Origin of the sequence: Williamsia limnetica, from assembly GCF_003217475.1 — a bacterium.
Taxonomy (GTDB): Bacteria; Actinomycetota; Actinomycetes; order Mycobacteriales; family Mycobacteriaceae; genus Williamsia; species Williamsia limnetica.
On record NZ_QJSP01000010.1, the window covers coordinates 249428 to 273042 of the forward strand.

The window sequence follows — 23615 nt, forward strand, 5'->3', positions numbered from 1 at the left end:
ATGGGGCCTTTTGGCGACCATACGCCCAGGTGGGCACCGCCAAAAGGCCCCATCTTCGGGGTGCTCGCTCAGACGATCGGGCCTCGGGCGGCTTCGTAGGCGGCACCGACCCGGTACAGACGTTCATCGGCCAGCGACGGAGCCATGATCTGCAGACCGACGGGCAGACCGTCGTCCGCCGACAACCCCGACGGCACCGACATCGCGCAGTTGCCCGCGAGGTTGACGGGCAAGGTGCAGAGGTCGAAGAGGTACATCGCCAGCGGATCGTCGACCTTCTCGCCGATCGCAAATGCGGTCGTCGGGGTGGTCGGCGAGATCAGGACGTCGACCGATTCGTAGGCCTTGGCGAAGTCGCGGGCGATCAGCGTCCGCACCTTCTGTGCCTGACCGTAGTACGCGTCGTAGTAGCCCGACGACAGCGCGTAGGTGCCGATCATGATGCGTCGCTTGACCTCCGCACCGAACCCCGCTTCACGTGTCAACGCCATCACCTGTTCGGCGCTGTGGCTGCCGTCGTCGCCGACCCGCAGGCCGTACCGCATGGCATCGAATCGGGCGAGGTTGCTCGACACCTCCGAGGGCAGGATCAGGTAGTACGCACCGAGGGCGTAGGTGAAGTGGGGGCACGACACCTCGACGATCTCGGCGCCACGCTCTTTGAGGGTCTCGACAGCGGCGTTGAACGAGCTCAGCACGCCCGCCTGGTATCCCTCGCCCTGCAGTTCGGTGACGATCCCGACCTTGACGCCGGAAAGGTCTTCTGATGCACCAGCTTTGGCAGCCGCCACCATGTCTCCGATCGGCTTGTCGATCGACGTCGAATCGCGCGGATCGTGTCCGGCGATCACCTGGTGCAGCAACGCCGTGTCGAGGACGGTGCGTGCACACGGGCCACCCTGATCGAGCGAGGATGCGCAGGCGACGAGGCCGTACCGCGAGACCGTTCCGTACGTCGGTTTGACACCGACGGTGCCGGTGACCGACGCCGGTTGGCGCACCGAACCACCGGTGTCGGTGCCGATGGCGAGCGGCGCCTGGAACGACGCGAGTGCCGCAGCCGAACCGCCGCCGGAGCCGCCGGGGATCTTGGTGATGTCCCAGGGGTTTCGCGTGACGCCGTACGCCGAGTTCTCCGTGGAGGAACCCATCGCGAACTCGTCCATGTTCGTCTTGCCGAGGATCGGGATCCCGGCCGCACGCAGCCGTGCGGTGACCGTCGCGTCGTACGGGGGCACCCAGCCCTCGAGCATCTTCGAACCGCACGTGGTGGGCGCGTCGGTGGTCGTGAAGACGTCTTTCAGGGCGAGCGGGACCCCGGCAAGCGGTGAGGCAGGCGCCTGGCCGGCCGCGACAGCCTTGTCGACCTCGGCGGCAGCGGTGAGTGCTTCACCCGAGTTCACGTGCAAGAAGGCATGGAGTTCGCCATCGATCTCGCCGATGCGGTCGAGGTGGGCCTGGGTGACCTCGACAGCGGACAGGTCGCCGGAGTGGATCTTCTCGGCGAGCTCGGCAGCGGACTGTCCCGTGATCGCACCGGACTCGCGCGTGGAGGCGCTCATTCGTCTTCTCCGAGGATCTGCGGTACCGCGAAACGGCCCTGCTCTACGTTGGGTGCACCGGACAGCGCTTCGTCGGTGGTGAGCCCTGGGACAACCACATCGGGCCGCAGCACGTTGGCGAGATCAGCCGGATGAGCGGTGCCAGGGATGTCCGCGGCGGCGACCTCGGAGATGTTGGCAACGTGCGACAGGATCGAATCGAGCTGTCCTGCGTAGTGGTCGAGTTCGTCGTCGGTCAGCGCCAGCCGCGACAGCCGGGCCAGATGCGCAACCTCATCGCGCGAGATGGCAGACACGCAGATGCACCCTTTCTAAAGTCGGTGGAGTGGCTCACGGATGTGGGCCAGACCCCGGACCAGACTAGTCGCCGAGCGCTCTACCCCGGCAGGCCGTCCGGTCACAGCCAGCGTTTGAGCCTGGCGGTGATCCATGGCAAGACCAGGTAGACCATCAGCGGGGTGTTGATCACTGTCGCGATAAGGGTCTTGACCACCAGCGGCAGGGTGCCCAGATGAGCGATCACCAGGAAGTTGATGGCCAGGCTCAAAGGGAAGAAGCCCAACCAGATGGTGATCGCCTGCTTCCAACGTGGCGGTGGTGCGTTGAGGATCCGGACTGCGTTGGTCAACGTCGACTGTGGCTCGAACCAGCCTTCGATGCCCGAGAGCCGATGGGTCGCGTAGTCGACGGCTATCCCCTCCCCTCGCGACAACCACGCCTTCCGTACCGGCGACGACACCCAGTCGTCGACCTGCGCGTGGGTCTCGAATCGGTACATCACGTAGTACTCGTCACGGATCTTGGACGATCGGACCCAGCCGCCGCCCAGAAAGCCGGGGAAAGTTCGGGCCAGCGCGATGCCGGCATCGGTCCAGGCGACGAAATCGTGTTCGCGCTCTGGTTCGATCCGCCGAGCAACGGATGTGGTCACATCAGAATCGTCGTGCCGATCGGGCAGATTCGACTGTTGCTCGCGCGGATCACCGGAGTCTTGTGGACTGCGTTCGGTAACCATGTCTTCATGGTCTCGCCTTCACGGTGGCTGTGCATATCCGGGACCACGCCAGTCATTGCGCTGCTCGCAACGTGCCTGCTCGGTAAGGTCGTCCAATGATCATCGTCACATCCAATGAAATCCCCGGTTACCGAATCAACTACGCCTTCGGCGAGTGCTTCGGTCTCACAGTTCGCTCCCGCAACATCGGTTCGAACATCGGAGCCGGTTTCAAGGCCATGGCCGGCGGTGAGCTCAAAGGCATCACTCAACTGCTGCACGACTGCCGTCAGGAAGCACTGCAGCGCCTGGCAAATGAAGCCCAGCAACGCGGCGCCAACGCGGTCACCGCGTTCCGATTCGAGACCACCGAGTTCGGCGGCACCGGCATCGAGGTGTGCGCGTACGGCACCGCCGTCGCCATCGAACCCCTACCAGGAACGGTCCCCGGTCCCAGCGAGTTCTGACCGGCCACGAACTGCGGCGCATACGAGCGCTCGGCACGGGGCGAACCCGGCGCGCGGCGCGGGCGCCCACACGGTGCGACAATATCCGGCGTGTCCTACCTCTTGCGCGTCTATCTCCAAGACCGCCCCGGATCGCTCGGATTGCTTGCTGTCTCGCTCGGCTCCATCGGTGCCGACATCCTGTCGCTCGATGTCGTCGAGCGTGGCGAGGGCTACGCGGTCGATGACATCGTGGTGGAGGTTCCGCGCGGCGCCCTACCCGACACCCTGATCACCGCAGCAGAAAAGGTGGATGGTGTGCGGGTCGATTCGATTCGGCCCTACACCGGTGTCCTCGAGACCCATCGTGAACTCGAACTCGTCAACGACATCGCCGGTGCCGGGCGCGAGCGGCTGCAAGTACTCGTCGACGCCGCTCCCGGGGTGCTGCGGGTGGCATGGGCGACCATCATCACCTCGGGTGGCGCCGGGGCGATTCAGCTGTTCGGAAGCTCCAGTGCGCCCGAGACCCAGGTGACCGATGCGAGTTGGCTACCCATCACGCACGCTCAGGAACTCGATCCGGAATCGGACTGGGTGCCCCCACTCTGGCGCGACATGGACACGCGGTTGGCCGCAGCGCCGATCGGGTCACCCGGCAAGGCGCTGCTGTTGGGCCGTCCCGGCGGTCCCGACTTCCGGCCCTCCGAGATCACCCGGCTGGGCTACCTCTCGAAAATCGTCACGACGGTGCTGGCTCAGCCCTAGTCATCGACAGCTTTGTCAGGGTCGGTGTCCGGCACGTCCGAGTCCGCGCCCTCCTGATCCTCCGCCGCCGGTGGTCCCTCGGCGAGTAGCTTCTTGAAACCGTCCTCGTCGAGAATCGGCACGCCGAGTTGCTCGGCCTTGGCTGCTTTCGTGCCCGGTGACTCACCGAGTACGACAAAAGCGGTCTTCTTCGATACCGACCCCGACGCCTTGCCGCCCCGAGCCAGAATCGCTTCTTTCGCCCCGTCGCGCGAGAAGTCCTGCAGCGAGCCGGTGACGACGATGCTCAAGCCCTCGAGGTTGCGCGGGATGGACGCGTCCCGCTCGTCTTCCATCTGCACCCCGGCGGCACGCCACTTCTCCACGATCTCCCGATGCCAGTCCACCGCGAACCAGTCGACGACGCTCTGCGCCAACGTGTTTCCCATGCCTTCGACGTCAGCGAGTTGTTCGACCGTGGCGGACTCGATCGCCTCCAGAGTGCCGAACTCGGTGGCCAGGGCACGCGCCGCGCTCGGACCGACATGCCTGATCGACAGACCCACCAGTACTCGCCACAGCGGTACCTTCTTGGCAGCATCGAGGTTGGCCAGCAACCGTTTTCCGTTGGCCGAGAGGTCACCGGCCTTGGTGGTGAACAGATTGGTCTTGAGCAGGTCGTCCTCGGTGAGCGAGAACAGGTCGCCTTCGTTGTCGAGCACATTGTTCGTCAGCAGCGCCGACGCCGCTTCGTAACCCAGCGCTTCGATGTCGAACGACCCGCGGCCGGCTATGTGGTACAGCCGTTCACGAAGCTGCGCCGGACAGGATCGACTGTTGGGGCAACGGATATCGGCGTCGCCCTCTTTCTGCGGCGCCAACTCCGTGCCACATTCGGGGCAGTGCGTCGGCATCTCGAACTCGCGCTCGGTGCCGTCACGGAGGTCGACGACCGGCCCGAGCACCTCGGGTATGACGTCGCCCGCTTTGCGGATGGTGACCGTGTCTCCGATGAGGACACCTTTGCGTTTGACCTCTGATCCGTTGTGCAGGGTTGCCATCGACACCGTGGATCCGGCCACCAACACCGGGGTCATGGAGGCGAACGGGGTCACGCGGCCGGTGCGACCGACGTTGACGAGGATGTCGAGCAGCTTCGTGGTCGCTTCCTCGGGCGGGTACTTGTACGCGATCGCCCAGCGCGGTGCACGCGACGTCGATCCGAGCCGGCGCTGCAGACTGAAGTCGTCGACCTTGACCACGATGCCGTCGATTTCGTGTTCGACGTCATGGCGATGCTCACCCCAGTACTCGATCTTCTCCAAGATGGCGTCGGCACCAACGAGTTTGGTGGTGTGTTTCGACACCGGCAGCCCCCAGGCCGCGAGCGCCAGGTAGATATCGTGCAGGGTCTTCGGGGTCGTGCCCTCGAGCCTGCCGAGCCCGTGACAGATCATGCCGAGCCGGCGCCGCGCGGTGATCTGAGGGTTCTTCTGGCGCAGCGACCCTGCGGCCGAGTTGCGAGGGTTGGCGAACGGCGCCTTACCGGCCTCCACCAGCGACGCGTTCAGCGCTTCGAAGTCCTCGACCCGGAAGAAGACCTCACCGCGGACCTCGAGCAGCTCGGGTATGGGATATTCGTCCGACTCGACAAGACGATGGGGTACGTCGTCGATGGTCTTGGCGTTGAGGGTGACATCCTCCCCCGTGCGTCCGTCGCCGCGGGTGGTGCCGCGGACGAGCACACCTTTTTCGTAGACCAGGCTCAGCGCAACCCCGTCGATCTTCAGTTCGCACAGGTACTCGAGGCCGGTGCCTGCGTCGGCCTCGACCCTGGCAACCCACGCCCGCATCTCGTCGCTGTCGAAGACGTTGTCCAGCGACATCATCCGCTCGAGATGGTCGACCGCCTTGAACTCGGTGGCGAAACCGCCGCCGACGAGTTTGGTCGGCGAATCGGCGACGGCCAGCTCCGGGTGTTGCTCTTCGAGCGCCTGGAGGTTGCGGAGCAAGGTGTCGAACTCGCCGTCGGTGATGACCGGGGCGTCTTTCACGTAGTAGCGAAATTGGTGTTCACGCAGCTCTTCCGCCAGCTTCGACCACTGCTCCCTGGCCGCGGACGGCGTCGGGTCCGCGGGCGTCTCTTCGCTGATATCTGCACTGTCGGCCACGTACTCAAGATAGTCGAGACCACCGACAGATCATCGCTGGTCTTTTACCCTTGTCCCATGCCTCACCCCATCATGTTCTCCGACGACGACCCGGTCCTGAACCGTCTGCGCGAGGTCGCACTGGCGTTTCCTGACGCGGCGGAAGTCGTCGCACACGGGCGGCCCACCTTTCGCGGCGGCAAGATGTTCGGGATGTACGGCGGTGGTGTCAAGGGTGGACCGCAATTCGAGACATCCCTGCTGTTCAAGGTCGAGGAAGACGATCGCGCTGCCCTGGAGCAGGATGCCCGCTTCTTCTATCCGGCCTACGTCGGTCCGTATGGCTGGCTGGGCCTGGACTTGTCGAACGATCCGGATTGGCGGGAGGTCGCGGAGTTGCTCGACGCGAGCTATCGCCTCATCGCTCCGAAGAAGCTGATCGCCCGCCTCGACGACGGAGAACGACCACCCGAACTCGGCTGAACGATGGGGTGGCGACGGCGGTACACCCGACCTCACCTGCCTATACTCCTCCCATGCTCATCATCGGTCTCATCTTGTTCGGCATGCTGATCGGCGCCGGCGCCCAACTCATCGTCGGTAAACCCGAGGGTGGGATCAACTGGAGCCTGGCCATCGTCGCCGGTCTGGTCGGCTCATTCGTCGGTGGCCTGCTCATCAGCCTCATCGCGGGCGACGGCCTCGACTTCCGGCCCAGCGGCATCATCGGTTCGTTGGTGGGCGCGATACTGGTGACCGCAGGGTGGCTGTGGTACAAAAAGCGCTCGGCCGCCTGACCGTCGGCGCGGACTGCACCTCGACGGCCGACCGCAGGCCCGTTCGTAGTAGCTCATACAGGTCAGAGTCGACCCGGCCGCGAAATGTTCCCGGCGCTGCTTCAGACCGCGTTCGGATCGGCCAATAGTCCTTGTGCCGCAGTCGAACAGAGCGCGAGCGAGGTCTTGGCCCATTTCTCGTCCGCGCCGGCCAGTCCACAGGCCGGACTGATGAGGACATGCTCGGCGAGCACTTTGCGCGACAGTCCGATGCGGTCGGTCAGTTCTGCGCACGAGGCGGCGATCTGTTCGGCCGCGGGTGAGGGTTCGGGAGCGGTACCCGGCACCGCCCCGATGATCACGTCCCTGCCCTCGTCCAGAAGCTGCCCGATGCCGTCGAGATCTGCGGTCCGGATCTGCGCAAGATCGACGCTGACGCCGGTGAAACGGGTGCGTGCCAGTAGGTTCCACGGCACAGTCGTCGAACAATCGTGCAAGATCACCGGCCTGTCGACCACGGTGATGAAATTGTCGAACTGTTCGGTGAGCACCTGCTCCGGGATCGGGTTGATGACGTTGAACCGCGTCAGCGGAGTCACCGAACCCTCGATCACCCGGCTGATCATCGGTTCGTCGATCTGCACGACGACCGCGGCGCCGGTCCGTTTTTCCATTTGATCGGCGTGCACCCGGAGGCCTTCGGCGAGCGATTCGACGAGGTCGGTCCAGGCCCCGCGATCATGCAAGATCTTGTGTCCACGCGCGAGTTCGACCGACGCGGCGAGCGTGAACGGACCACAGGCCTGCACCTTCACCGTGCGATCCGTGCCCCGCAGACCCGCGCGCTCCCAGACCTCTTCAAAGGCATCGAGATCGGCACTGAGGAAGTCGCGGCTGCGCCGGCCCATCACTGATTGCCTGGTCGATAGTCGATACCCAGAAGCGGCGTAGTCCATCGGCATGTCCACGAGCAGAGCCGCCGCGCGACCGACCATGTCGGCCCCGAGCCCACGTGCAGGTAACTCGGGAAGGAATGCGAACTCGCATTCGCCGACGCTGATCTCGGCGGCGCGCAAGGGGTCGAGTCCCGGCATCGATCCGACACCGGTCCCGGTACCCGCCGGGATGGAGCTCACTTGCCCGCGCTGGTGGCGAGTTCGCCCGGGACCGAGCCGGTGACCGCGATCCGGCCACTGCCGAGCACGAGATCCCCCGCCTCGGCATCCGGCCGATAAAGGACGGCCGCCTGCCCGCGCGCAACTCCGGTCAGCGGGCTGCGGAGCCTGATCCGAAAGGCGGGACCCTCCACACCGTCGGTGCCGTCGCCGTCCAGTGGTTCGACGTCGGCGAGCGCGAGCCCACCGTGTGCCCGGACCTGCACCATCGCCTCGAAGGGCTCGGTCGGTGTCGTACCCGAGGTCCAGATGGCACGGCGCGCGACAATCGTCCACACCTGCAGGTGCTCGGACGATCCCACTGTGACCGTGCCGGAGTCCGGATCGATCTCGGTGACGTAGCGGGGCTTGCCATCCGCGGCCGGTGCGTCGATGCCCAGGCCTTTGCGCTGGCCGATCGTGAAACCGTGCACACCCTCGTGATCACCGAGTTCGGCGCCGGAGTCGGCATCGACGACCTTCCCTGGCCGGACACCGATCGTGGCGCCGAGAAACGCCCGGGTGTCGCCCGTCGGGATGAAGCAGATGTCGTGGGAGTCAGGCTTGTTGGCGACCGAGAGCTGACGGGCAGCCGCCTCGGCGCGGATCTGGTCCTTCGGGGTGTCGCCGATCGGGAACATCGCTCGCGACAGCTGCTGGGGGGTCAACACTGCGAGCACATAGGACTGGTCTTTGTCCTCGTCGACCGCCCGGCGGAGTTCACCGTTGTCGAGCCGCGCATAGTGACCGGTTGCCACGGCGTCGAAGCCCAGCGCGACCGCGCGCTCGGACAGTGCCGAGAACTTGATCTTCTCGTTGCACGTCAGACACGGGTTCGGGGTTTGGCCGGCCGCATAGGCCGCCACGAACTCATCGATGACGTCGTCTTTGAAGCGGTCTGCGAAATCCCATACGTAGAACGGGATCCCGAGCACGTCGGCGGCTCGGCGCGCATCGCCTGCGTCTTCACGCGAACAGCACCCCCGCGAACCGGTGCGCAGAGCGCCCGGGGCCGTGGACAGCGCGAGGTGTACCCCCACCACATCGTGACCGGCGTCAACGGCCCGAGCTGCCGCCACAGCGGAGTCGACTCCGCCACTCATCGCCGCCAGAACCCGCATCAGCGTTCTCCCGCCATCGCCGTCGCCATACCTGCCGCCCGTGCCCGCGACACCACCTCACCGATGACCGCTCCGACGGCGTCGATCTCCTCGGCGGTGGTCGATGGGGCCAGCGAGAAACGCAGCGAGCTGCGGGCGCGGGCGGTCGAGACGCCCATCGCGGTCAGCACATGACTCGCCTGCGCCACCCCTGCCGTGCACGCCGATCCGGTGGAGCACTCGATGCCGTTGGCATCGAGCAACATGAGCAAAGAGTCACCCTCGCAGCCGGGGAACGAGACGTGCACGTTCCCTGGCAACCTGTCGTCGCCGAGCGGACCGTTGATGACACAGTCATCAGTCGATCGCATCAGCACGTCGAAAAGCCTGTCCCTCAGCGCCGCGACCGCAGGCATCGCAGTCGCCAGCTCACGAACCGAATGATCAAGCGCCACAGCCATCCCGACCGCAGCTGCCACATCGGGAGTGCCAGAACGGACATCGCGTTCATGTCCACCACCGTGCAGCAGGGGCACACACTCGACATCGCGGCCCAGCATCAACGCACCGATTCCGTGCGGACCGCCGAACTTGTGGCCTGCCACGCTCATCGCCGAGAGTCCGCTGGAGGCGAAATCGATCGGTAGGTGACCAGCAGCTTGAATGGCGTCCGAATGCATCGGGACGTCGAATTCACGGCAGATCGCGGCCAGTTCCGCGACCGGCGCAATGGTGCCGACCTCGTTGTTGGCCCACATCACACTGACCAGAGCAGTCTCGTCGGCATGTGCGGCGAGCTCGGCTCGCAGCTCGGCGGGGGCGACGAATCCGCGACTGTCGACCGGCAACCACGTCACCTCCGCGCCCGCGGAGTCGGCGAGCCAGAGCACCGGATCCAGTACCGCGTGATGCTCGATGGCCGACGCGATGATGCGCGGCCTGCCCTTCGGGCGAGCCGCATCGGGCTTGTTGCGGGCCCAGAAAATGCCCTTGACGGCAAGATTGTCGCTCTCGGTGCCACCGCCGGTGAAGATCACCTCGGAAGGGCGTCCACCCAACGACGCGGCGATCGACTCACGAGATTCTTCGAGTTGTCTGCGTGCCCGACGTCCCGAACCGTGCAGCGAAGAGGCATTGCCGGCTGTGCCCAGGATCTGGTTCATCGCCACGACTGCGGCGGGAACCATGTGGGTCGCGGCGGCGTGGTCGAGGTAAATCGGGTTTCGATCGGCTGGGAACATAACTAATCAAGGATAACCACATCGGTAGGTGGTTCTGTTCCCCCTGGTACGCGCGAGGCCGCGATCAGGCAGCGAGCGCCACCGAGCCGGTGTTCGCCGAGGTCAGCATGGCAGGGTGGCCGAACACGGCTCGCTCGCAGCGCAACGCCAACTCACGCCGGTCGTCGCCCGGAAGCTGCTGCTCGCACATCCGTATTCGGACGACGAGGCCCTTCGCCGCCAGGACCCTGCGCATCGTGTCCCCGATGTCGTCGGCACCGATGAAGCACGCCGCGGTGCTCAGGCTGCCGGTGGATGTGTGGAAACTCACCACCACCGGGTGTACCGGGACCCCCGTATCGACCGCTGCCTGAAAAAGTGCGGGCCGGAAACGGCCCCCACCGCGCCCGCACCGTGTGGTGCCCTCGGGGAACACGCCGACGGAGTCGCCTGCGAGCAGACCGTCGCGGGCGGTGTGCACGACTGCGGGCAGATCGCGCAACGATTCCCGCCTGATCGGGATCACCGCGAGCCTGCGCGTGATGACACCGATCACCGGCCAGGCGGCCAGCTCCGCTTTGGCGACGAACCGAGCCGGGCTCACCGAGGCGATCGCGAGCACGTCGAGAAACGAGATGTGGTTGGACACGATCATCGCGTGGCCCGGCCGCGCCCTGTCGCCCGGTCGGTGACCGCTGACCTGGGGTCGGTGACCGCTGACCTGGATCCGAATGCCGAGCGAGCTGATCAACAGGTGGGCAGAGGTGCGGACATACCGCGCGCGGACACTGCGAGGCAAAACGCCGATGACCATGCCCACCGAGAGCACCACCGCCGCAGTGGTCAGCAGCGCGAACACCCGCCACCCCTGTCGTACCCGACCGGCCACCGACTCGTCGGCGATGCAGCTGTTGTCGCAGGAGCTGGCCGGGAACCAGCCGTGCACTGCCCGCACGCGCACTATCGCGCGCCCGCCGTGATCTGGCGCAGTCGCTCCAGATACCGCGTGTTGGCTCTCCTGCGATCGAGCACCGTCGGGAAGTCGGCCACCCCGAAGTCCGGGTCGTGGGCGGGCTCCCCGCAGATCCAGGCTCCCATCCGCAGATATCCGGTGAGCAGGGGCGGGAACGACAGCCGCGCGGGAGCCGGAATCTCGTCCAGGGACTTGCCGTCGAGCAGCACAGACCGGCGGGGTGTGACCTGCCAGGGCCCGCGGTGGCGCTCGGAGACAAAATCTCGGATTCCGCGGATCTGGGAGCCCGGGATGCCGCCGTCCACATCCCGAAGGACGGGGACCGACGTCGCGCCCATCAGGTAGCGGTAGTCCGTGCGCTCGAGATAGACGAGGATCCCCGCCCACATCAACGCCAGCACTGCACCTGAGCGGTGCTCGGCCGCCACACACGCCCGGCCCATCTCCACCGTTTGGGGCGCAATCGCATCGAGTTCGCCGAGCTCGAATTCTGTTGCCGTGTAAAGGCCTCCGGCGGCAATGGCACCAGGCGGTGGCAGCAACCGGTAACAACCGACAACCTCATCCGTCGGGTTGTGGCGCACGATCAGGTGATCGCAGTGCTCGTCGAAACGGTCGGCATCGCGACCGTCGATCACGCCCGACATCGCGGTGGCGAACCCGGGCTCGTCCGCGAAGACGCGGTATCGCAACCGGGTGATGGTGTCGATGTCGCGGACGTCGGTGCTCAGATAGAGGCTGTAGGTGGTGCCGGAAACCAGTGCGGCTGAACTAAGTGACGTGGATGTCCTCATGGGCACAGGTGTATAGAGCCAGTTGGACCTCGCGGCAGCGACGGCGTGACGCGTCGATGCAAGGTGGATGAACAGGAAACGACCCCCCGACACGAGGTCGAGGGGTCGTTTCCGGTGTTCGGGCTTTTACGAGCCGAGCAGGGTCACTTACGCGACTTGACCGCTTCGGTCAGCTGCGGGGCGACGTTGAACAGGTCACCGACGATGCCGAAGTCCGCGATCTCGAAGATCGGGGCCTCTTCGTCCTTGTTGACCGCCACGATCGTCTTGGACGTCTGCATGCCGGCGCGGTGCTGGATGGCACCGGAGATGCCGAGCGCAACGTACAGCTGGGGAGAAACCGTCTTACCGGTCTGACCCACCTGGAACTGGCCCGGGTAGTACCCGGAGTCGACAGCGGCGCGTGAGGCACCGACGGCTGCACCGAGCGAATCGGCGAGATCCTCGACGACCGAGAACTTGTCGGCACTGCCGACGCCGCGGCCACCGGAGACCACGATGGTGGCCTCGGTCAGCTCGGGCCGATCGCCACCGACGTTGGGCTCGACCTTGGTGATCTTCACGCCGTTCTCAGGTGCACCGGGCACCTCGATGTCGACACGTTCGCCTGCGCCTGCCTGCGGGGCGGCCTCGACGGCGCCCGGACGGACCGAGTAGACGGGGACGTCGCCGCCGGCGGTCGCCTCGACGGTGAATGCGCCACCGAAGATCGAGTAGACCCCGGCGCCGCCTTCCTTCACCTCGATGACGTCGGCGTGCACGCCGGATCCCAGGCGTGCGGCAAGACGGCCGGCGATCTCTTTGCCGTCCGCTGTCGCGGCCACGATCACACCGGCCGGCGATGCCTGCTCTACGACGGTGCCGAGGATGTCGACCTGCGGGGTGATCAGGTAGCCGGCGACGTCGTCGGATTCGGCGACGTAGATCTTCTCGGCGCCTGCTTCTTTCAAGGCGTCGGCGATGCTGTCGGTGGTGCCGGGCTTACCCGCGACGACGACCGACGGGCTGCCCAGCGCGCGGGCAGCGGTGATGAGCTCAGAGGTGACCTTCTTCAGGGCACCTTCGGCGTCCAGCTCAGCGAGGACAAGTACTTCAGCCATGGTGGTTACTCCTTGGGACTGTGGTCGATAGGGGGTGTGGCCGGGGGTCAGATGATCTTCTGGCCGACCAGGTACTCGGCGACCTTCGTGCCGCCGTCACCCTCATCGACAACCTTCTCGCCCGCGGTCTTCGGCGGCTTCGGGGTCGAGCTGGTGACCGTCGAACCGGCGTTGGCCAGTCCGACCTCTTCTGCTTCTACACCGATGTCAGCGAGCGAAAGAACCTGAACCTCTTTCTTTTTCGCAGCCATGATGCCCTTGAAGGACGGGAAGCGAGGTTCGTTGATCTTCTCACCGACGCTGACGATGGCCGGGAGTGTGGCCTCGAGGTGGAAGATGCCCTCGTCGGTCTCACGCTCACCGGACAGCTTGTCGCCGTCGACACTGAGCTTGCGCATGTGGGTCAGGTGCGGCAGTTCGAGGTATTCGGCGATGATCGCGGGCACTGCGCCGACGCGACCGTCGGTTGCCTCGTTGCCTGCAATGACCAGCTCGACACCTTCGACGGTGCCCAGGGCGCGAGCGATGACCCACGCGGTCTGGATGGCGTCGCTGCCGTGGATCGCGTCGTCTTTGATGTGGATCGCCTTGTCGGCGCCCATCGACAGGGCCTTGCGGATGGCGTCGGTGGTGCGGTCGGGTCCGACTGCGAGCACCGTCACCTCGCCTTCGCCCGCTTCTTTGATCTTCAGCGCTTCTTCGACGGCCTTCTCGTTGATCTCGTCGAGTACGGCGTCGGCAGCTTCACGATCGAGGGTGTAGTCACCATCGCTGAGCTTGCGCTCGGAGTAGGTGTCAGGGACCTGCTTGATCAGAACGACAATGTTTGTCATGGGTCTTCGTCGACCTCCTGCGTAGGGTTCTGGACAACTTACCGAAAAGAACTTACTAAGCGGTAAGTACTCCGGGGTCTTACCCACCTTAGCGCGCCCTAATGCCAGGTCGAACACCAGATTACGCCCGGAATGAGGTGCGTCACATTCGCCCTCGCCGTCCCAGGTTCTGTACTCCGGTTCTAGCTGATGCTTCAGGTCTCGTTCACCGCCCACTAGGCTCCCCCCATGGCCAGAGGACCTCGTGGACCACACGACACCATTTCTACTCCGCAGACGATGGAGCCAGAGCCCGAAACGCTAGCGCTGACCGGCGAACGAACGGTGCCGGGCATCGCCGAGGAGAACTACTGGTTTCGGCGTCACGAGGTGGCGTACGAGTACATCCTCGAGCGGTGCCGGGACCGCGCCGTGCTCGAGGCCGGGTCGGGCGAGGGGTACGGAGCCAACCTCATCTCGACCGTCGCGAGCGCCGTGACCTGCGTTGATTACGATCTATCCGCAGTCGAACACACCCGGTCGCGCTACCCGCATGTGACAATTCACCAGGCCAACCTGATCGATCTGCCACTACCGGACTCCTCCGTCGACACCGTGGTCAACTTCCAGGTCATCGAGCACCTGTGGGATCAGCAGGCCTTCATCAGCGAGTGCCTGCGGGTGCTGCGCCCCGGCGGCGAGCTGCTCATCTCGACGCCGAACCGCATCACCTTCTCCCCCGGCCGCGACACCCCGCTCAATCCATTCCACACTCGCGAGCTCGATCCGGCGGAATTACGTGCGCTCGTCACCGCGTCCGGTTTCGTCGTGACGGAGGCACTCGGTGTGTCGCACGGCACACGCCTGCGCGAGTTCGATGCGACCTGGGGCGGGTCGTTCATCGATGCTCAAATCGAGCGCGCATTGTCGGGGCAGCCATGGCCGCCGGAGTTGACCGCCGATGTCGCGGCCATCCGGACCGCGGACTTCGACATCGACGATGACGACCTCGACACCAGTCTGGATCTGCTGTTCGTCGCGGTGAAGCCTTGACCACAACCGGTCGCGCGGTTCCGGGAATGTTCTCGTTGGTGCTGCACTCGCACCTGCCCTGGCTCGCGAACCACGGCCGATGGCCCGTCGGCGAGGAATGGCTGTACCAGTCGTGGGCGGGTTCCTATCAACCCGTCTTCGCGGCGTTGCGCAGGCTGGCTGCGGACGGTTTCACCGACCAACTGAGCCTGGGGGTGACGCCGGTGCTCGCCGCTCAGCTCGACGATCCGCACTGCCTCTCCTCGATGCACCAGTGGCTGGGCGACTGGCAGCTGCGGGCGAGCGAGGCGGCGGTGGCCGGCGACGAGGCGGGCACCACCGCCCGGTCGGCGTCGACGATCAACGACCTGGGCCTACGCGAATACCGTTCCGCGGCAGCGACACTCGTCGATTTCGAAACACACTGGCGCCACGGCGGTTCTGCGTTGATCCGTTCGATGGTCGACGCGGGCACCATCGAACTGCTCGGCGGGCCACTCGCGCATCCCTTCGGGCCGCTGCTGGATCCACGACTGCGTGATTTCTCGTTGCGGGAGGGTCTCGCCGACTCCCAGCAGCGATTCGGCGCCACACCCGCCGGTATCTGGGCGCCGGAATGTGCCTACGCGCCCGGGATGGAGACCGACTACCAGCGGGCGGGTGTCGGCCACTTCATGGTCGATGGCCCTGCGCTGCACGGGGACACCTCGCTGGGCCGACCGGTACACGAGAGCGACGTCGTCGCCTTCGGCCGCGACCTGCAGGTGTCCTACCGGGTCTGGTCTCCGAAATCCGGATATCCGGGCCACCCGGCGTACCGCGACTTTCACACCTACGACCATCTCTTCGGGCTCAAACCCGCCCGGGTCACGGGCCGTGGGGTCGCCGGCGCCGACAAGAAACCCTACGAACCGCAACGCACGCAGGCGGTGCTGTCGCGCCATGTCGCCGACTTCGTGGACTGCGTCCGCGCCCGCCTGATCGACGAGAGCGCCCGCATCGGCAGAGGGGCACTGGTCGTCGCCGCCTTCGACACCGAGCTGTTCGGACACTGGTGGCACGAGGGGCCGCAATGGCTCGAGGCGGTGCTGCGTGCGCTCCCGGAAGCAGGCATCCGGGTCGGCACGTTACGGGCTGCGCGTGAGCAAGGATTCGTCGGTGCACCTGCGGCTCTGCCGAAATCGTCATGGGGATCGGGCAAGGATTGGCGGGTGTGGAACGGACCCGAGGTCGAAGATCTGGTCCAGATCAACGCCGAAGTCGTGCAGAGCGCACTGGCCACCGTCGACAAGCGCCGGGGCCGCGGCGACGTCACACGTGACCGGGTCAGCGATCAGATCCTGCGTGAGGCACTCCTGACCGCCTCGTCGGACTGGCCGTTCATGGTCTCCAAGGACACGGCCGCCGACTACGCACGCAACCGGATGTACACCCACGCACACGCGACCCGAGAGATCTGCGATGCCGCCGATCGCGGCAGAGAGGGTCTCGCAAACGACCTCTCCGCGCGGTGGAACATCGCAGACAACCTTTTCGCCGGCCTCGATGCACGCAGGATGGGCGCCGTATGAGAGTTCTGATCGTGTCCTGGGAATACCCGCCGGTGGTGGTCGGCGGTCTCGGTCGTCATGTCCACCACCTCGCGGTGGAGTTGGCCCGCGCCGGCCACGACGTGGTGGTGCTGTCCCGTCAACCCGGTGGGAGCGACGGTTTGAGCCACCCCGGCAGCGACCGCGCCTGCGAAGGCGTCCGCGTGATCGCAGCCTCCGAAGATCCCCCACACTTCGTGTTCGGCGAAGACATGATGGCGTGGGTGCTGGCGATGGGTCACTCGCTCATCCGAGCAGGTTTGAAGCTCGGCGACTCCAAGAACCTCGGCGCCAAAGGCCCCTGGATCCCCGACGTCGTACACGCCCACGACTGGTTGGTGGCACACCCCGCGATAGCACTCGCCGAACACTTCGACGTGCCCCTGGTGAGCACGTTCCACGCCACCGAGGCCGGCAGGCACAGCGGCTGGGTGAGTGGCCGGGTCAACAAGCAAGTCCACTCGGTCGAGTGGTGGCTCGCCGCCGAATCAGATGCACTCATCACCTGTTCGGTGTCGATGCACGATGAGGTGAACAGGCTGTTCGGACCCGAACTGTCCGAGATCCACACCATCCACAACGGCATCGACATCGACGCCTGGCCGTTCGCCGCACGGACCCCCACAAACTCCGGACCGGAGCTCCTCTTCGCCGGCAGACTCGAATACGAAAAGGGCCTACAGGACGCGATCGCAGCGCTCGCCCGCGTCCGCCGGACACATCCCGGCACCACGCTCACCGTCGCCGGTGACGGAACACAGCTGGCCTGGCTGCAGGACGTGGCGCGCAAGCACCGGGTCTCGCGGGCGGTTCGCTTCGTCGGGAGCGTCGACCGCGTCGGCCTGACCACACTCCTGCATCGCTGCGACGCCATCGTGCTCCCCAGCCGGTACGAACCGTTCGGGATCGTCGCACTGGAGGCAGCGGCGACCGGAGCGCCGCTGGTGACCTCCACCGCCGGCGGTCTCGGCGAAGCGGTCACCGACGGGGTCACCGGGATGAGCTTCGCTCCCGGCGACGTCACCGGTCTGACCGCCGCGATCCGTGGCACCCTCTCCGATCCGGACGCCACCCAGAACCGAGCGATCGCCGCTCGCCACCGAGTCGCAGAGGGGTTCGCGTGGAATCAGGTCGCCCAGCGCACCGCCGGGGTGTATCTCGGTGCCAAACGGCGCATCCGTCGGCCACTGGGACGACCGAACATCGTCGAACGCCCCCTACCCGAACGAGATCCGGCGAAACCGGTCGACATCACTCTCCCCTAGCGGCAGCCTTCTTACGCTCGATGTCGGCGAGGGCGCGTTCGAGTTCGGCACGTTCTTCTGCATTGGTGGCCCAGTCGTCCTTACGATTCTTGACCACCCGCGCCGGGGCACCGACGGCGATCGAGAAGTCGGGGATCACACCTTTGACGACGGCATGCGAACCGAGCACGCATCCGCGGCCCACCACCGTGTTACGCAGCACCGAGACCTTCGCGGCAACCCACGTGTCGGGCCCGATTCTCACCGGCCCCTTGACGATCCCCTGATCCTTGATGGCGACGGTGATGTCGTCCATCTTGTGGTCGAAGTCGCAGATATAGCACCAGTCGGCGACCAGCGTCGAAGCCCCGATCTCGATGTCGAGGTAGGTGTTGACGACGTTGTTCTCACCGAACACCACCTTGTCGCCGATCTTGAGGGAGCCCTCGTGGCAGCGGATCGAATTCCCGTCACCGATGTGCACCCAGCGCCCGATCTCCATCCGCGACAACTCCGGGGTCGCGTGGATCTCGACGTCCTTGCCCAGGAACACCATTCCCCGCAGCACCACATGCGGGTTGGCCAGCCGGAATCGCAGCAGGCGTGCATAGCGTACGAGGTACCAGGGCGAGTACGCCCGATTGGCGATCACCCACCGCAACGACTCCCGGGTCAGGAACCTGGCCTGCGCCTTGTCGCGGCGCCGACCTGCCCGCCATCGGCGATGCAGCGGGGCATTCCACATGCTCGTCATGTCTAGGAACACTAATCGACACCGTTTCCGGGTCGTGCCGGTCGTTCGCGATAGGCTCACGGGCGATCGAAGCAAGTGCGAGTGACGATGAGGAGCACGATGCGCCGCCGGACCACCACACGCGCCCTGTTGGTGCTGGTGCCACTGCTCGCGGTGCTGATCAGCTCCTGCTCGGACGGCGTCGACGACGTTCGTTCGATCCCGAGTGCGGGATGGTCGAGCTTCGGCGGAAACGCCCAGAACTCGAACTTCGTCTACCCCGAGGTCAGCGATGAACTGAGCTTGTCCTGGTCGCGGCCGGTCGGAGGACCGATCTCGGCGCCGCTGACGATCTCCGGCCGCTCCAGCGTCGGCGTCACCGCGGGCACCGAGTCGGGGTGCAACACCTTCCTGTTCGACCCCCGCGCCGGCCGGAAGAACTTCTGCAAGAACCTCGCCGACGGTGTCGAGCTCAACGCAATGCTGGTCGATCAGTACGAGAACATCTACCTCGGGGAGGCAGGCACCTTCTTCGGGCTCACCGGGTCCGGCGATGTCCGCTGGCGCTTCGGCACGATCGGGGTGCCACTCTCGGCGAAGTTCGCGGCACCCGGGCTGGTGCTGATGGTCAGTCACCTCGGCCAGATCCTGCTGTTCGATTCGCAGACCGGCAAACTCGCGGCACCCGGGGTTGCGCTTCGCCCCGACGCGGATCCGAACCAACCGCTCTACGGTCTCGGCGACTGTGTGTCGGGCGGTCCTCGTTGTCCCGTGCAGGCGCCGCCCGCCGTCGACTCCGACAGAGAACGCTTTTATCTGAACTACTGGCCCGAGGGTGCCATCGCGTCGGGAGTGCGTAGCTACGAGTACGCCGAGCGAGACGGTGGCCGCGACATCCGCGAATCGTGGCAGACCGAGATCCCCGGTGGGGTCATCGGACCGCCGACCCTGTCTGCCGACCGCCGGACGGTGTACGTCTTCAATCGCCTCGGCAGCATCTATGCACTGGACGCGTTGACCGGAACCCCGAAGTGGGACTACTTCGTCGACAACTACGGCTTCGCCACGATGACGATCACACCGGACGGGTTGCTCATTCCCACCGGCGTTCTCGACTCACCGGTCAGGGCGTTCAAAGACGAGGGCGACAAAGCGGTTCCGGTGTGGCAGCGCAACGATCTGCGGTCGGTCAGTCTGTCCGCGTTGACCAACTACGGCACCGCCTGGACCGTGGTGCGCGAGCCCAACGAGGACGAGCTCACCCTGATGGAGCTCAACGCCGCGGACGGAACCACCAAACGCTCACTTGCCATACCGGGTTCGGTCGGTTTCACCACCGGGGTCGCGGTGTCGGCCTCCGGACAGGTCGCCACCGCCACCAACCTCGGCGAGGTCTACTTCTACGACGTGCCGAAGCAGCAGTAGCCGGTCCCACAAGCCCAGGTTCTGCAGGCAAACCCACGTGCTGCAGCAGGTGGGTTTGCCTGCACCAGCTGGGTTTGTGACTGCCGGCTAGCTCTGCCGAACTCCGGACTCGCAGATGAACATGACCCCGGCCCTGCCGATACGCGTGATCACCACAGCGAGCGATCGTGAACCCTTGAGCTTGAGCCGTTTACGCAACCGATCCGGGTCCAGATCGATGCCACGGACGGTGATCTCCAGAGTTCCGCACTCCAACTCGGCGAGGCGGCGCTTGAGATTTTTCTCCGAGAAGCCGAGTTGCTCGATGACCCGCCAGCCGCGCTCCCCCGGCGGCAACTCCTCGCCGCTGAGATAGGCGATCTGGGGATCGAGTTGCCACAGCCCGTGCGCCTGCGCGAAATGCCGGACCAGGCCGGCCCGGATCACCGCACCGTCGGGGTCGAGAATCCAGGTGCCGGCGTCATCGACGTCTGCCGCATCATCCGCGGCGTCGGTGATCTCGAAACTCGTTCCAGCCGTACGGATCACCGTTGCGCGGCGGCGTACACCGGGGCTCGGCTGCGACCAGAGGCAGGCCTCCCGAACGCCCCCGTTCAGCGACACCAACTGCACCTCGCCTGCGAATCCGTATCGGTCCCGCAGCAGCCGATAGTCCACGCCCGGCGCTGATTTCACCACGAGTGGCCTGCCCGCGTACACCGCGAGCACCTCCAGGAGCGGAGGTTCGGTGTCCTCGATCCGAAAGCTGCGTCTGCCTCCACTGCGGCGGGCCGGATCGGCGATCACGACATCCGCGTTGCTCGTCGGTGTCAGCGCATCGGCACGGGCCAGCGTCGCGGCCGGGACGTTGTGGGCGGCCATCGCGAGCCGGACCACGTCGAGATCGCTGCCGATCGCTCCGGCGATGCCTTCGGCCGCCGTCAGGGCGGCGAGATCGGCGCCGATGGAGCAGGTGACATCGTGCACGGTCGCGTCCGGATACCGGTCCGCTATCTCGGCGGCGCGGTGTTCGGCGACCTGGAACGCGGTCGCCTGCTGCAGGGCATCAGCGGTCAGCAACAACCGATCCGGATGGCGCAGCTTTCCGACCGCCTTCCGACGACACGTGACGGTCTCCACCAACGCCGCCTGGTGTTCCGGGAATCTCCGAGAGAGATTTCCGATGTCGGCGAGCATCGTGTCCGGTTGCAGGACAAGCGAATCGGCGTACGCCAGAGCGCTGCGTCCGGAATCCGACCGCAGAAACGTGACGTCGTCGATGGTGAAGTCGTATCCCACAGGTATAACAGTATCGATGCCGGCCAAGAGGAGAACGTGAACCGACCCAAACCCCGATCCCGCCGTATGCGTGGCCGGGCCGCCGGGCCGGTGGCACTGATCGTGGTGGTGGCCATCGCGGGCCTGACCTGGATCGGCGTGAACACCGGCGGGGGCGAGCAGGGTAAGGCACCGTCGATGACGACGTCGGCTCCCGCTCCCCCGCTCTCATCACCGACTACGCCGGTCTCACCGTCCACGGCGCAAGCCCAACTCGACACGCTCGATGTCAAGGGACGCGCCCCGAAAACCGGTTATGAACGCAGCGAGTTCGGGCAGGCCTGGACCGATGACGTCACCGTTGCCCAGGGTCGCAATGGGTGCGACACCCGCAACGACGTCTTGCGGCGCGACCTCACCGCCATCACCGTCAAACCGGGGTCCAGGGAGTGCGTGGTGCTCTCCGGGATCCTCCTGGACCCCTATTCCGGGAAGACCATCGACTTCATGCGGGGCGAGAAGACCTCTCCTGCCGTCCAGATCGACCACGTGGTCGCGATGTCAGACGCCTGGCAGAAGGGCGCCGCGCAGTGGGACAGAGCCAAGCGCACCGACTTCGCCAATGATCCCGCCAACCTGCAAGCCACCGATGGGCCGACCAATCAGAAAAAGGGCAATGGCGACGCCGCCACCTGGTTGCCTCCCAACAAGGCCTATCGCTGTACCTACGTCAGCAGACAGATCGCGGTGAAGGCTCACTACGGGCTCTGGGTCACCGCTGCCGAAAAAGACGCCATGGCGAGGACGCTGGCCACCTGCTGACCCGATCTTGGTGGGTTTCGGCGACCGTTCGCCCAGGTGGCGGTCGCCAGAACCCACCAAAATCGGCCTTGACGTTCACGCAACGTCAACCTCTACCGTCATGATGGTCGGAGATTCCGGCCGAGTTCAGGTGGGAGGTGGTCGCATGTCGTGGTCGATCGTGGAGGTCGCCCGGATGTCCGGGGTGACGTCGCGGACCCTTCGTCACTACGACGACATCGGGCTGCTCCCGGCAGCCGGTGTGCAGAGCAACGGTTACCGCTACTACCACGAGAGTGATCTGTTGCGGCTCCAGCAGATTCGCGTATTGCGGGAGCTCGATCTCGGACTCACCGAGATCAAGGCAATTCTCGACGAGCAGTCCGATCCGGCGGAGGCCCTGCGCGGCCACCACCAGCGACTGCTCACCGAACGCGACCGACTGACCCGGGTGGCACACACCGTCGCCCGCACCATCGAAGAACTTGAAAACCATGCAGGAGACAGCAACATGTCGCGCATCAACAGGCCCGAGAATCTCTTCGAGGGATTCGACCCGACCGAGTACGACGAGGAGGCCAGGCAGCGATGGCCCGAGCAGTGGCAGGAGTCGAAGCAGCGCACCGCGGCGATGACCCCGGCGGACGTCGAGCGGCTGCAGCAGGAGCAGACCGCTGCGATGATCCGAATGGCCGAACTCATGGGCGCCGGAACCGACATCGGTGATCCCGCGGTTCAGGCAGAGATCGATGCGGCCTACCGGACGATCTGCACGATGTGGACTCCGGACGCCACAGCGTTCAAGTGCCTCGGCGACATGTACGTCGATGATCCGCGGTTCACCGCGACCTACGACAAGATCGCCACCGGCCTCGCGGAGTACTACCGCGACGCGATGGCCGTCTATGCCGATGCGATGCTCGAGTGATGGCCGGCAGCGGTCGGTAATGGAGATGCATCACCGTCTCGCCCCGCGGTACGGTGGCCACGTGATCCATCGAGACGAAGCAGGTGCCGGCGCCCCGCGCGCCGCATCGAGATGACCGCGCCCCGCAGCCGTCCGTGCCGGTCGGCTGCGTAGCCATGTCCTCGCCCCGACTCGGTCGGGGATTCGACTCACCGCGTCACGGACGCGGCTCTCCGATGGCAGGTATTGCGTATCAGCAGTGCTTGCCGGGATGGATGCACCATGCAGCACCTCACTCACCAACAGATCATCGACTCATTTCGTGGCGCGACGCGCAGCGAGATCAAGCGGGTCACCTTACCGACCGATTTCGCCGACACCGATTTCGACGCACTCGATTTCTACGGATGGCGGGACCGCAAGATCCCGCGCCGCGGGTACATCTGTGTGCCCCATCAGGGCGACCTCGTCACGCTGCTGCTGACCCAGGCCGACGCTGTACCGAAAAGGCGAGCGATGTGCGCTTGGTGTCGCGACGTGAACCTCACCAGCGTGGCAGTGATGTTCTCGACCCGCCGGGCTGGGCAGGCCGGGCGTCGCGGCGACACGATCGGCGTCCTCGCGTGCGAGGACTTCAGCTGTCCGCGTAACGCTCGCCGCCTACCGCCGGCCTTTCACAAAGCCACCGACCTCGAGGCGTTGCGAGCCGAGGCCGTGGCAGGACTAAGGCAACGCGTCGAGGCGTTCGTTTCCAATGCGTTGTCCGCGGAGGACGTCTGATCGCTCGCACCAAGACGAA

24 protein-coding genes are annotated in these 23615 nt (G+C 65.7%); 11 read left to right on the forward strand and 13 right to left on the reverse strand.

Features of this window, described 5'->3' with window-relative positions; all coding sequences use genetic code 11:
• Nucleotides 1-68: 68 nt before the first annotated feature.
• From gatA to DFR67_RS18205, 3 genes are all read right to left on the reverse strand, one after another.
• Nucleotides 69-1562 (reverse strand): Asp-tRNA(Asn)/Glu-tRNA(Gln) amidotransferase subunit GatA, encoded by a 1494-nt coding sequence (gene gatA / locus DFR67_RS18195; RefSeq protein ID WP_110470885.1) that lies wholly within the window; start codon nt 1560-1562, stop codon nt 69-71.
• A complete protein-coding gene (gene gatC, locus DFR67_RS18200; RefSeq protein ID WP_211325094.1) occupies nt 1559-1858 on the reverse strand; it encodes an Asp-tRNA(Asn)/Glu-tRNA(Gln) amidotransferase subunit GatC in 300 nt (99 codons plus the stop codon). The genes gatA and gatC overlap by 4 nt, the downstream gene beginning before the upstream one ends.
• Before the next feature lie 101 nt (nt 1859-1959).
• Nucleotides 1960-2577, reverse strand: a complete 618-nt coding sequence (locus tag DFR67_RS18205; RefSeq protein ID WP_110470887.1) for an antibiotic biosynthesis monooxygenase — start codon at nt 2575-2577, stop codon at nt 1960-1962.
• Nucleotides 2578-2672: 95 nt separating this feature from the next.
• Between DFR67_RS18205 and DFR67_RS18210 the strand changes: the two genes are divergently transcribed.
• Both DFR67_RS18210 and DFR67_RS18215 read left to right on the forward strand, forming a co-directional pair.
• The gene (locus DFR67_RS18210) at nt 2673-3023 is read left to right on the forward strand and encodes a YbjQ family protein (protein ID WP_084836644.1); all 351 of its coding nucleotides are present in this window, start codon (nt 2673-2675) and stop codon (nt 3021-3023) included.
• 81 nt (nt 3024-3104) lie between these two features.
• Entirely contained in the window at nt 3105-3770 is a 666-nt protein-coding gene (locus DFR67_RS18215; RefSeq protein WP_110470888.1) for an ACT domain-containing protein, read from the forward strand.
• Here the strand turns inward: DFR67_RS18215 and ligA are convergent.
• A complete protein-coding gene (ligA, locus tag DFR67_RS18220) occupies nt 3767-5920 on the reverse strand; it encodes an NAD-dependent DNA ligase LigA (protein ID WP_110470889.1) in 2154 nt (717 codons plus the stop codon). The genes DFR67_RS18215 and ligA overlap by 4 nt on opposite strands.
• A gap of 57 nt (nt 5921-5977) precedes the next feature.
• Between ligA and DFR67_RS18225 the strand changes: the two genes are divergently transcribed.
• Together DFR67_RS18225 and DFR67_RS18230 are read left to right on the forward strand one after the other, a co-directional pair.
• Nucleotides 5978-6382, forward strand: coding sequence for an MmcQ/YjbR family DNA-binding protein (locus DFR67_RS18225; protein ID WP_110470890.1), 405 nt, complete (start codon nt 5978-5980; stop codon nt 6380-6382).
• A gap of 53 nt (nt 6383-6435) precedes the next feature.
• A complete protein-coding gene (locus tag DFR67_RS18230; protein ID WP_110470891.1) occupies nt 6436-6696 on the forward strand; it encodes a GlsB/YeaQ/YmgE family stress response membrane protein in 261 nt (86 codons plus the stop codon).
• A gap of 101 nt (nt 6697-6797) precedes the next feature.
• Here the strand turns inward: DFR67_RS18230 and DFR67_RS18235 are convergent, their stop codons facing one another.
• From DFR67_RS18235 to DFR67_RS18265, 7 genes are all read right to left on the reverse strand, one after another.
• Nucleotides 6798-7811: a uroporphyrinogen decarboxylase/cobalamine-independent methonine synthase family protein gene (locus DFR67_RS18235; protein ID WP_110470892.1), complete on the reverse strand. Its 1014-nt coding sequence runs from the start codon at nt 7809-7811 to the stop codon at nt 6798-6800.
• Nucleotides 7808-8950, reverse strand: a complete 1143-nt coding sequence (gene mnmA, locus DFR67_RS18240; protein WP_110470893.1) for a tRNA 2-thiouridine(34) synthase MnmA — start codon at nt 8948-8950, stop codon at nt 7808-7810. The genes DFR67_RS18235 and mnmA overlap by 4 nt, the downstream gene beginning before the upstream one ends.
• Nucleotides 8950-10170 carry a cysteine desulfurase family protein gene (locus DFR67_RS18245; protein WP_110470894.1) on the reverse strand — a complete coding sequence of 407 codons (1221 nt, stop codon included), beginning with the start codon at nt 10168-10170 and terminating at the stop codon, nt 8950-8952. Before DFR67_RS18245 ends, mnmA begins: the two co-directional genes overlap by 1 nt.
• A 64-nt stretch (nt 10171-10234) precedes the next feature.
• Nucleotides 10235-11104 (reverse strand): lysophospholipid acyltransferase family protein, encoded by an 870-nt coding sequence (locus DFR67_RS18250; protein WP_146240472.1) that lies wholly within the window; start codon nt 11102-11104, stop codon nt 10235-10237.
• Between the two features lie 5 nt (nt 11105-11109).
• Nucleotides 11110-11916 carry a GNAT family N-acetyltransferase gene (locus tag DFR67_RS18255; protein ID WP_110470896.1) on the reverse strand — a complete coding sequence of 269 codons (807 nt, stop codon included), beginning with the start codon at nt 11914-11916 and terminating at the stop codon, nt 11110-11112.
• A 143-nt stretch (nt 11917-12059) separates the two neighbouring features.
• Nucleotides 12060-13016, reverse strand: a complete 957-nt coding sequence (locus DFR67_RS18260) for an electron transfer flavoprotein subunit alpha/FixB family protein (protein WP_110470897.1) — start codon at nt 13014-13016, stop codon at nt 12060-12062.
• A 47-nt stretch (nt 13017-13063) separates the two neighbouring features.
• Entirely contained in the window at nt 13064-13849 is a 786-nt protein-coding gene (locus DFR67_RS18265; RefSeq protein WP_084894269.1) for an electron transfer flavoprotein subunit beta/FixA family protein, read from the reverse strand.
• A gap of 228 nt (nt 13850-14077) precedes the next feature.
• Between DFR67_RS18265 and DFR67_RS18270 the strand changes: the two genes are divergently transcribed.
• From DFR67_RS18270 to DFR67_RS18280, 3 genes are read left to right on the forward strand one after another with little or no spacing between them, the layout of a single operon-like run.
• Entirely contained in the window at nt 14078-14881 is an 804-nt protein-coding gene (locus DFR67_RS18270; RefSeq protein WP_110470898.1) for a methyltransferase domain-containing protein, read from the forward strand.
• A gap of 26 nt (nt 14882-14907) precedes the next feature.
• Entirely contained in the window at nt 14908-16431 is a 1524-nt protein-coding gene (locus DFR67_RS18275; protein WP_110470899.1) for a 1,4-alpha-glucan branching protein domain-containing protein, read from the forward strand.
• Nucleotides 16428-17714, forward strand: coding sequence for a glycosyltransferase family 4 protein (locus tag DFR67_RS18280; protein ID WP_110470900.1), 1287 nt, complete (start codon nt 16428-16430; stop codon nt 17712-17714). The genes DFR67_RS18275 and DFR67_RS18280 overlap by 4 nt, the downstream gene beginning before the upstream one ends.
• Here the strand turns inward: DFR67_RS18280 and DFR67_RS18285 are convergent.
• Nucleotides 17701-18447 carry an acyltransferase gene (locus DFR67_RS18285; RefSeq protein ID WP_110470901.1) on the reverse strand — a complete coding sequence of 249 codons (747 nt, stop codon included), beginning with the start codon at nt 18445-18447 and terminating at the stop codon, nt 17701-17703. The two genes, DFR67_RS18280 and DFR67_RS18285, sit on opposite strands and share 14 nt — an antisense overlap.
• 99 nt (nt 18448-18546) lie before the next feature.
• On the opposite strand from DFR67_RS18285, the gene DFR67_RS18290 reads away from it, so the two are divergent.
• Nucleotides 18547-19851, forward strand: coding sequence for a PQQ-binding-like beta-propeller repeat protein (locus DFR67_RS18290; protein ID WP_245938023.1), 1305 nt, complete (start codon nt 18547-18549; stop codon nt 19849-19851).
• Nucleotides 19852-19938: 87 nt separating this feature from the next.
• Here DFR67_RS18290 and DFR67_RS18295 read toward each other — a convergent pair whose 3' ends face one another.
• The gene (locus DFR67_RS18295) at nt 19939-21129 is read right to left on the reverse strand and encodes a THUMP-like domain-containing protein (RefSeq protein ID WP_110470903.1); all 1191 of its coding nucleotides are present in this window, start codon (nt 21127-21129) and stop codon (nt 19939-19941) included.
• A gap of 36 nt (nt 21130-21165) precedes the next feature.
• On the opposite strand from DFR67_RS18295, the gene DFR67_RS18300 reads away from it, so the two are divergent.
• The 3 genes from DFR67_RS18300 (at nt 21166) to DFR67_RS18310 (ending at nt 23596) form a co-directional block, all read left to right on the forward strand.
• Complete coding sequence (locus tag DFR67_RS18300; RefSeq protein WP_342766741.1) at nt 21166-21930, forward strand: HNH endonuclease family protein; 765 nt, start codon at nt 21166-21168, stop codon at nt 21928-21930.
• 145 nt (nt 21931-22075) lie between these two features.
• Nucleotides 22076-22837, forward strand: coding sequence for a MerR family transcriptional regulator (locus DFR67_RS18305; protein WP_110470956.1), 762 nt, complete (start codon nt 22076-22078; stop codon nt 22835-22837).
• A gap of 261 nt (nt 22838-23098) precedes the next feature.
• Nucleotides 23099-23596: an FBP domain-containing protein gene (locus DFR67_RS18310; RefSeq protein WP_110470905.1), complete on the forward strand. Its 498-nt coding sequence runs from the start codon at nt 23099-23101 to the stop codon at nt 23594-23596.
• Nucleotides 23597-23615: the final 19 nt, after the last annotated feature.

What these genes read in the sequence shown, in the direction of transcription:
- DFR67_RS18230 (WP_110470891.1), top strand. Translation starts at nt 6,436, where the DNA reads ATGCTCATCATCGGTCTCATCTTGTTCGGCATGCTGATCGGCGCCGGC.
- DFR67_RS18210 (WP_084836644.1), top strand. Translation starts at nt 2,673, where the DNA reads ATGATCATCGTCACATCCAATGAAATCCCCGGTTACCGAATCAACTAC.
- DFR67_RS18245 (WP_110470894.1), bottom strand. Translation starts at nt 10,170, where the DNA reads ATGTTCCCAGCCGATCGAAACCCGATTTACCTCGACCACGCCGCCGCG.
- mnmA (WP_110470893.1), bottom strand. Translation starts at nt 8,950, where the DNA reads ATGCGGGTTCTGGCGGCGATGAGTGGCGGAGTCGACTCCGCTGTGGCG.
- DFR67_RS18205 (WP_110470887.1), bottom strand. Translation starts at nt 2,577, where the DNA reads ATGGTTACCGAACGCAGTCCACAAGACTCCGGTGATCCGCGCGAGCAA.
- DFR67_RS18280 (WP_110470900.1), top strand. Translation starts at nt 16,428, where the DNA reads ATGAGAGTTCTGATCGTGTCCTGGGAATACCCGCCGGTGGTGGTCGGC.
- DFR67_RS18265 (WP_084894269.1), bottom strand. Translation starts at nt 13,849, where the DNA reads ATGACAAACATTGTCGTTCTGATCAAGCAGGTCCCTGACACCTACTCC.
- DFR67_RS18275 (WP_110470899.1), top strand. Translation starts at nt 14,908, where the DNA reads ATGTTCTCGTTGGTGCTGCACTCGCACCTGCCCTGGCTCGCGAACCAC.
- DFR67_RS18270 (WP_110470898.1), top strand. Translation starts at nt 14,078, where the DNA reads ATGGCCAGAGGACCTCGTGGACCACACGACACCATTTCTACTCCGCAG.
- gatA (WP_110470885.1), bottom strand. Translation starts at nt 1,562, where the DNA reads ATGAGCGCCTCCACGCGCGAGTCCGGTGCGATCACGGGACAGTCCGCT.
- DFR67_RS18305 (WP_110470956.1), top strand. Translation starts at nt 22,076, where the DNA reads ATGTCGTGGTCGATCGTGGAGGTCGCCCGGATGTCCGGGGTGACGTCG.
- DFR67_RS18310 (WP_110470905.1), top strand. Translation starts at nt 23,099, where the DNA reads ATGCAGCACCTCACTCACCAACAGATCATCGACTCATTTCGTGGCGCG.
- DFR67_RS18290 (WP_245938023.1), top strand. Translation starts at nt 18,547, where the DNA reads ATGCGCCGCCGGACCACCACACGCGCCCTGTTGGTGCTGGTGCCACTG.
- DFR67_RS18285 (WP_110470901.1), bottom strand. Translation starts at nt 18,447, where the DNA reads ATGACGAGCATGTGGAATGCCCCGCTGCATCGCCGATGGCGGGCAGGT.
- DFR67_RS18225 (WP_110470890.1), top strand. Translation starts at nt 5,978, where the DNA reads ATGCCTCACCCCATCATGTTCTCCGACGACGACCCGGTCCTGAACCGT.
- DFR67_RS18255 (WP_110470896.1), bottom strand. Translation starts at nt 11,916, where the DNA reads ATGAGGACATCCACGTCACTTAGTTCAGCCGCACTGGTTTCCGGCACC.
- DFR67_RS18260 (WP_110470897.1), bottom strand. Translation starts at nt 13,016, where the DNA reads ATGGCTGAAGTACTTGTCCTCGCTGAGCTGGACGCCGAAGGTGCCCTG.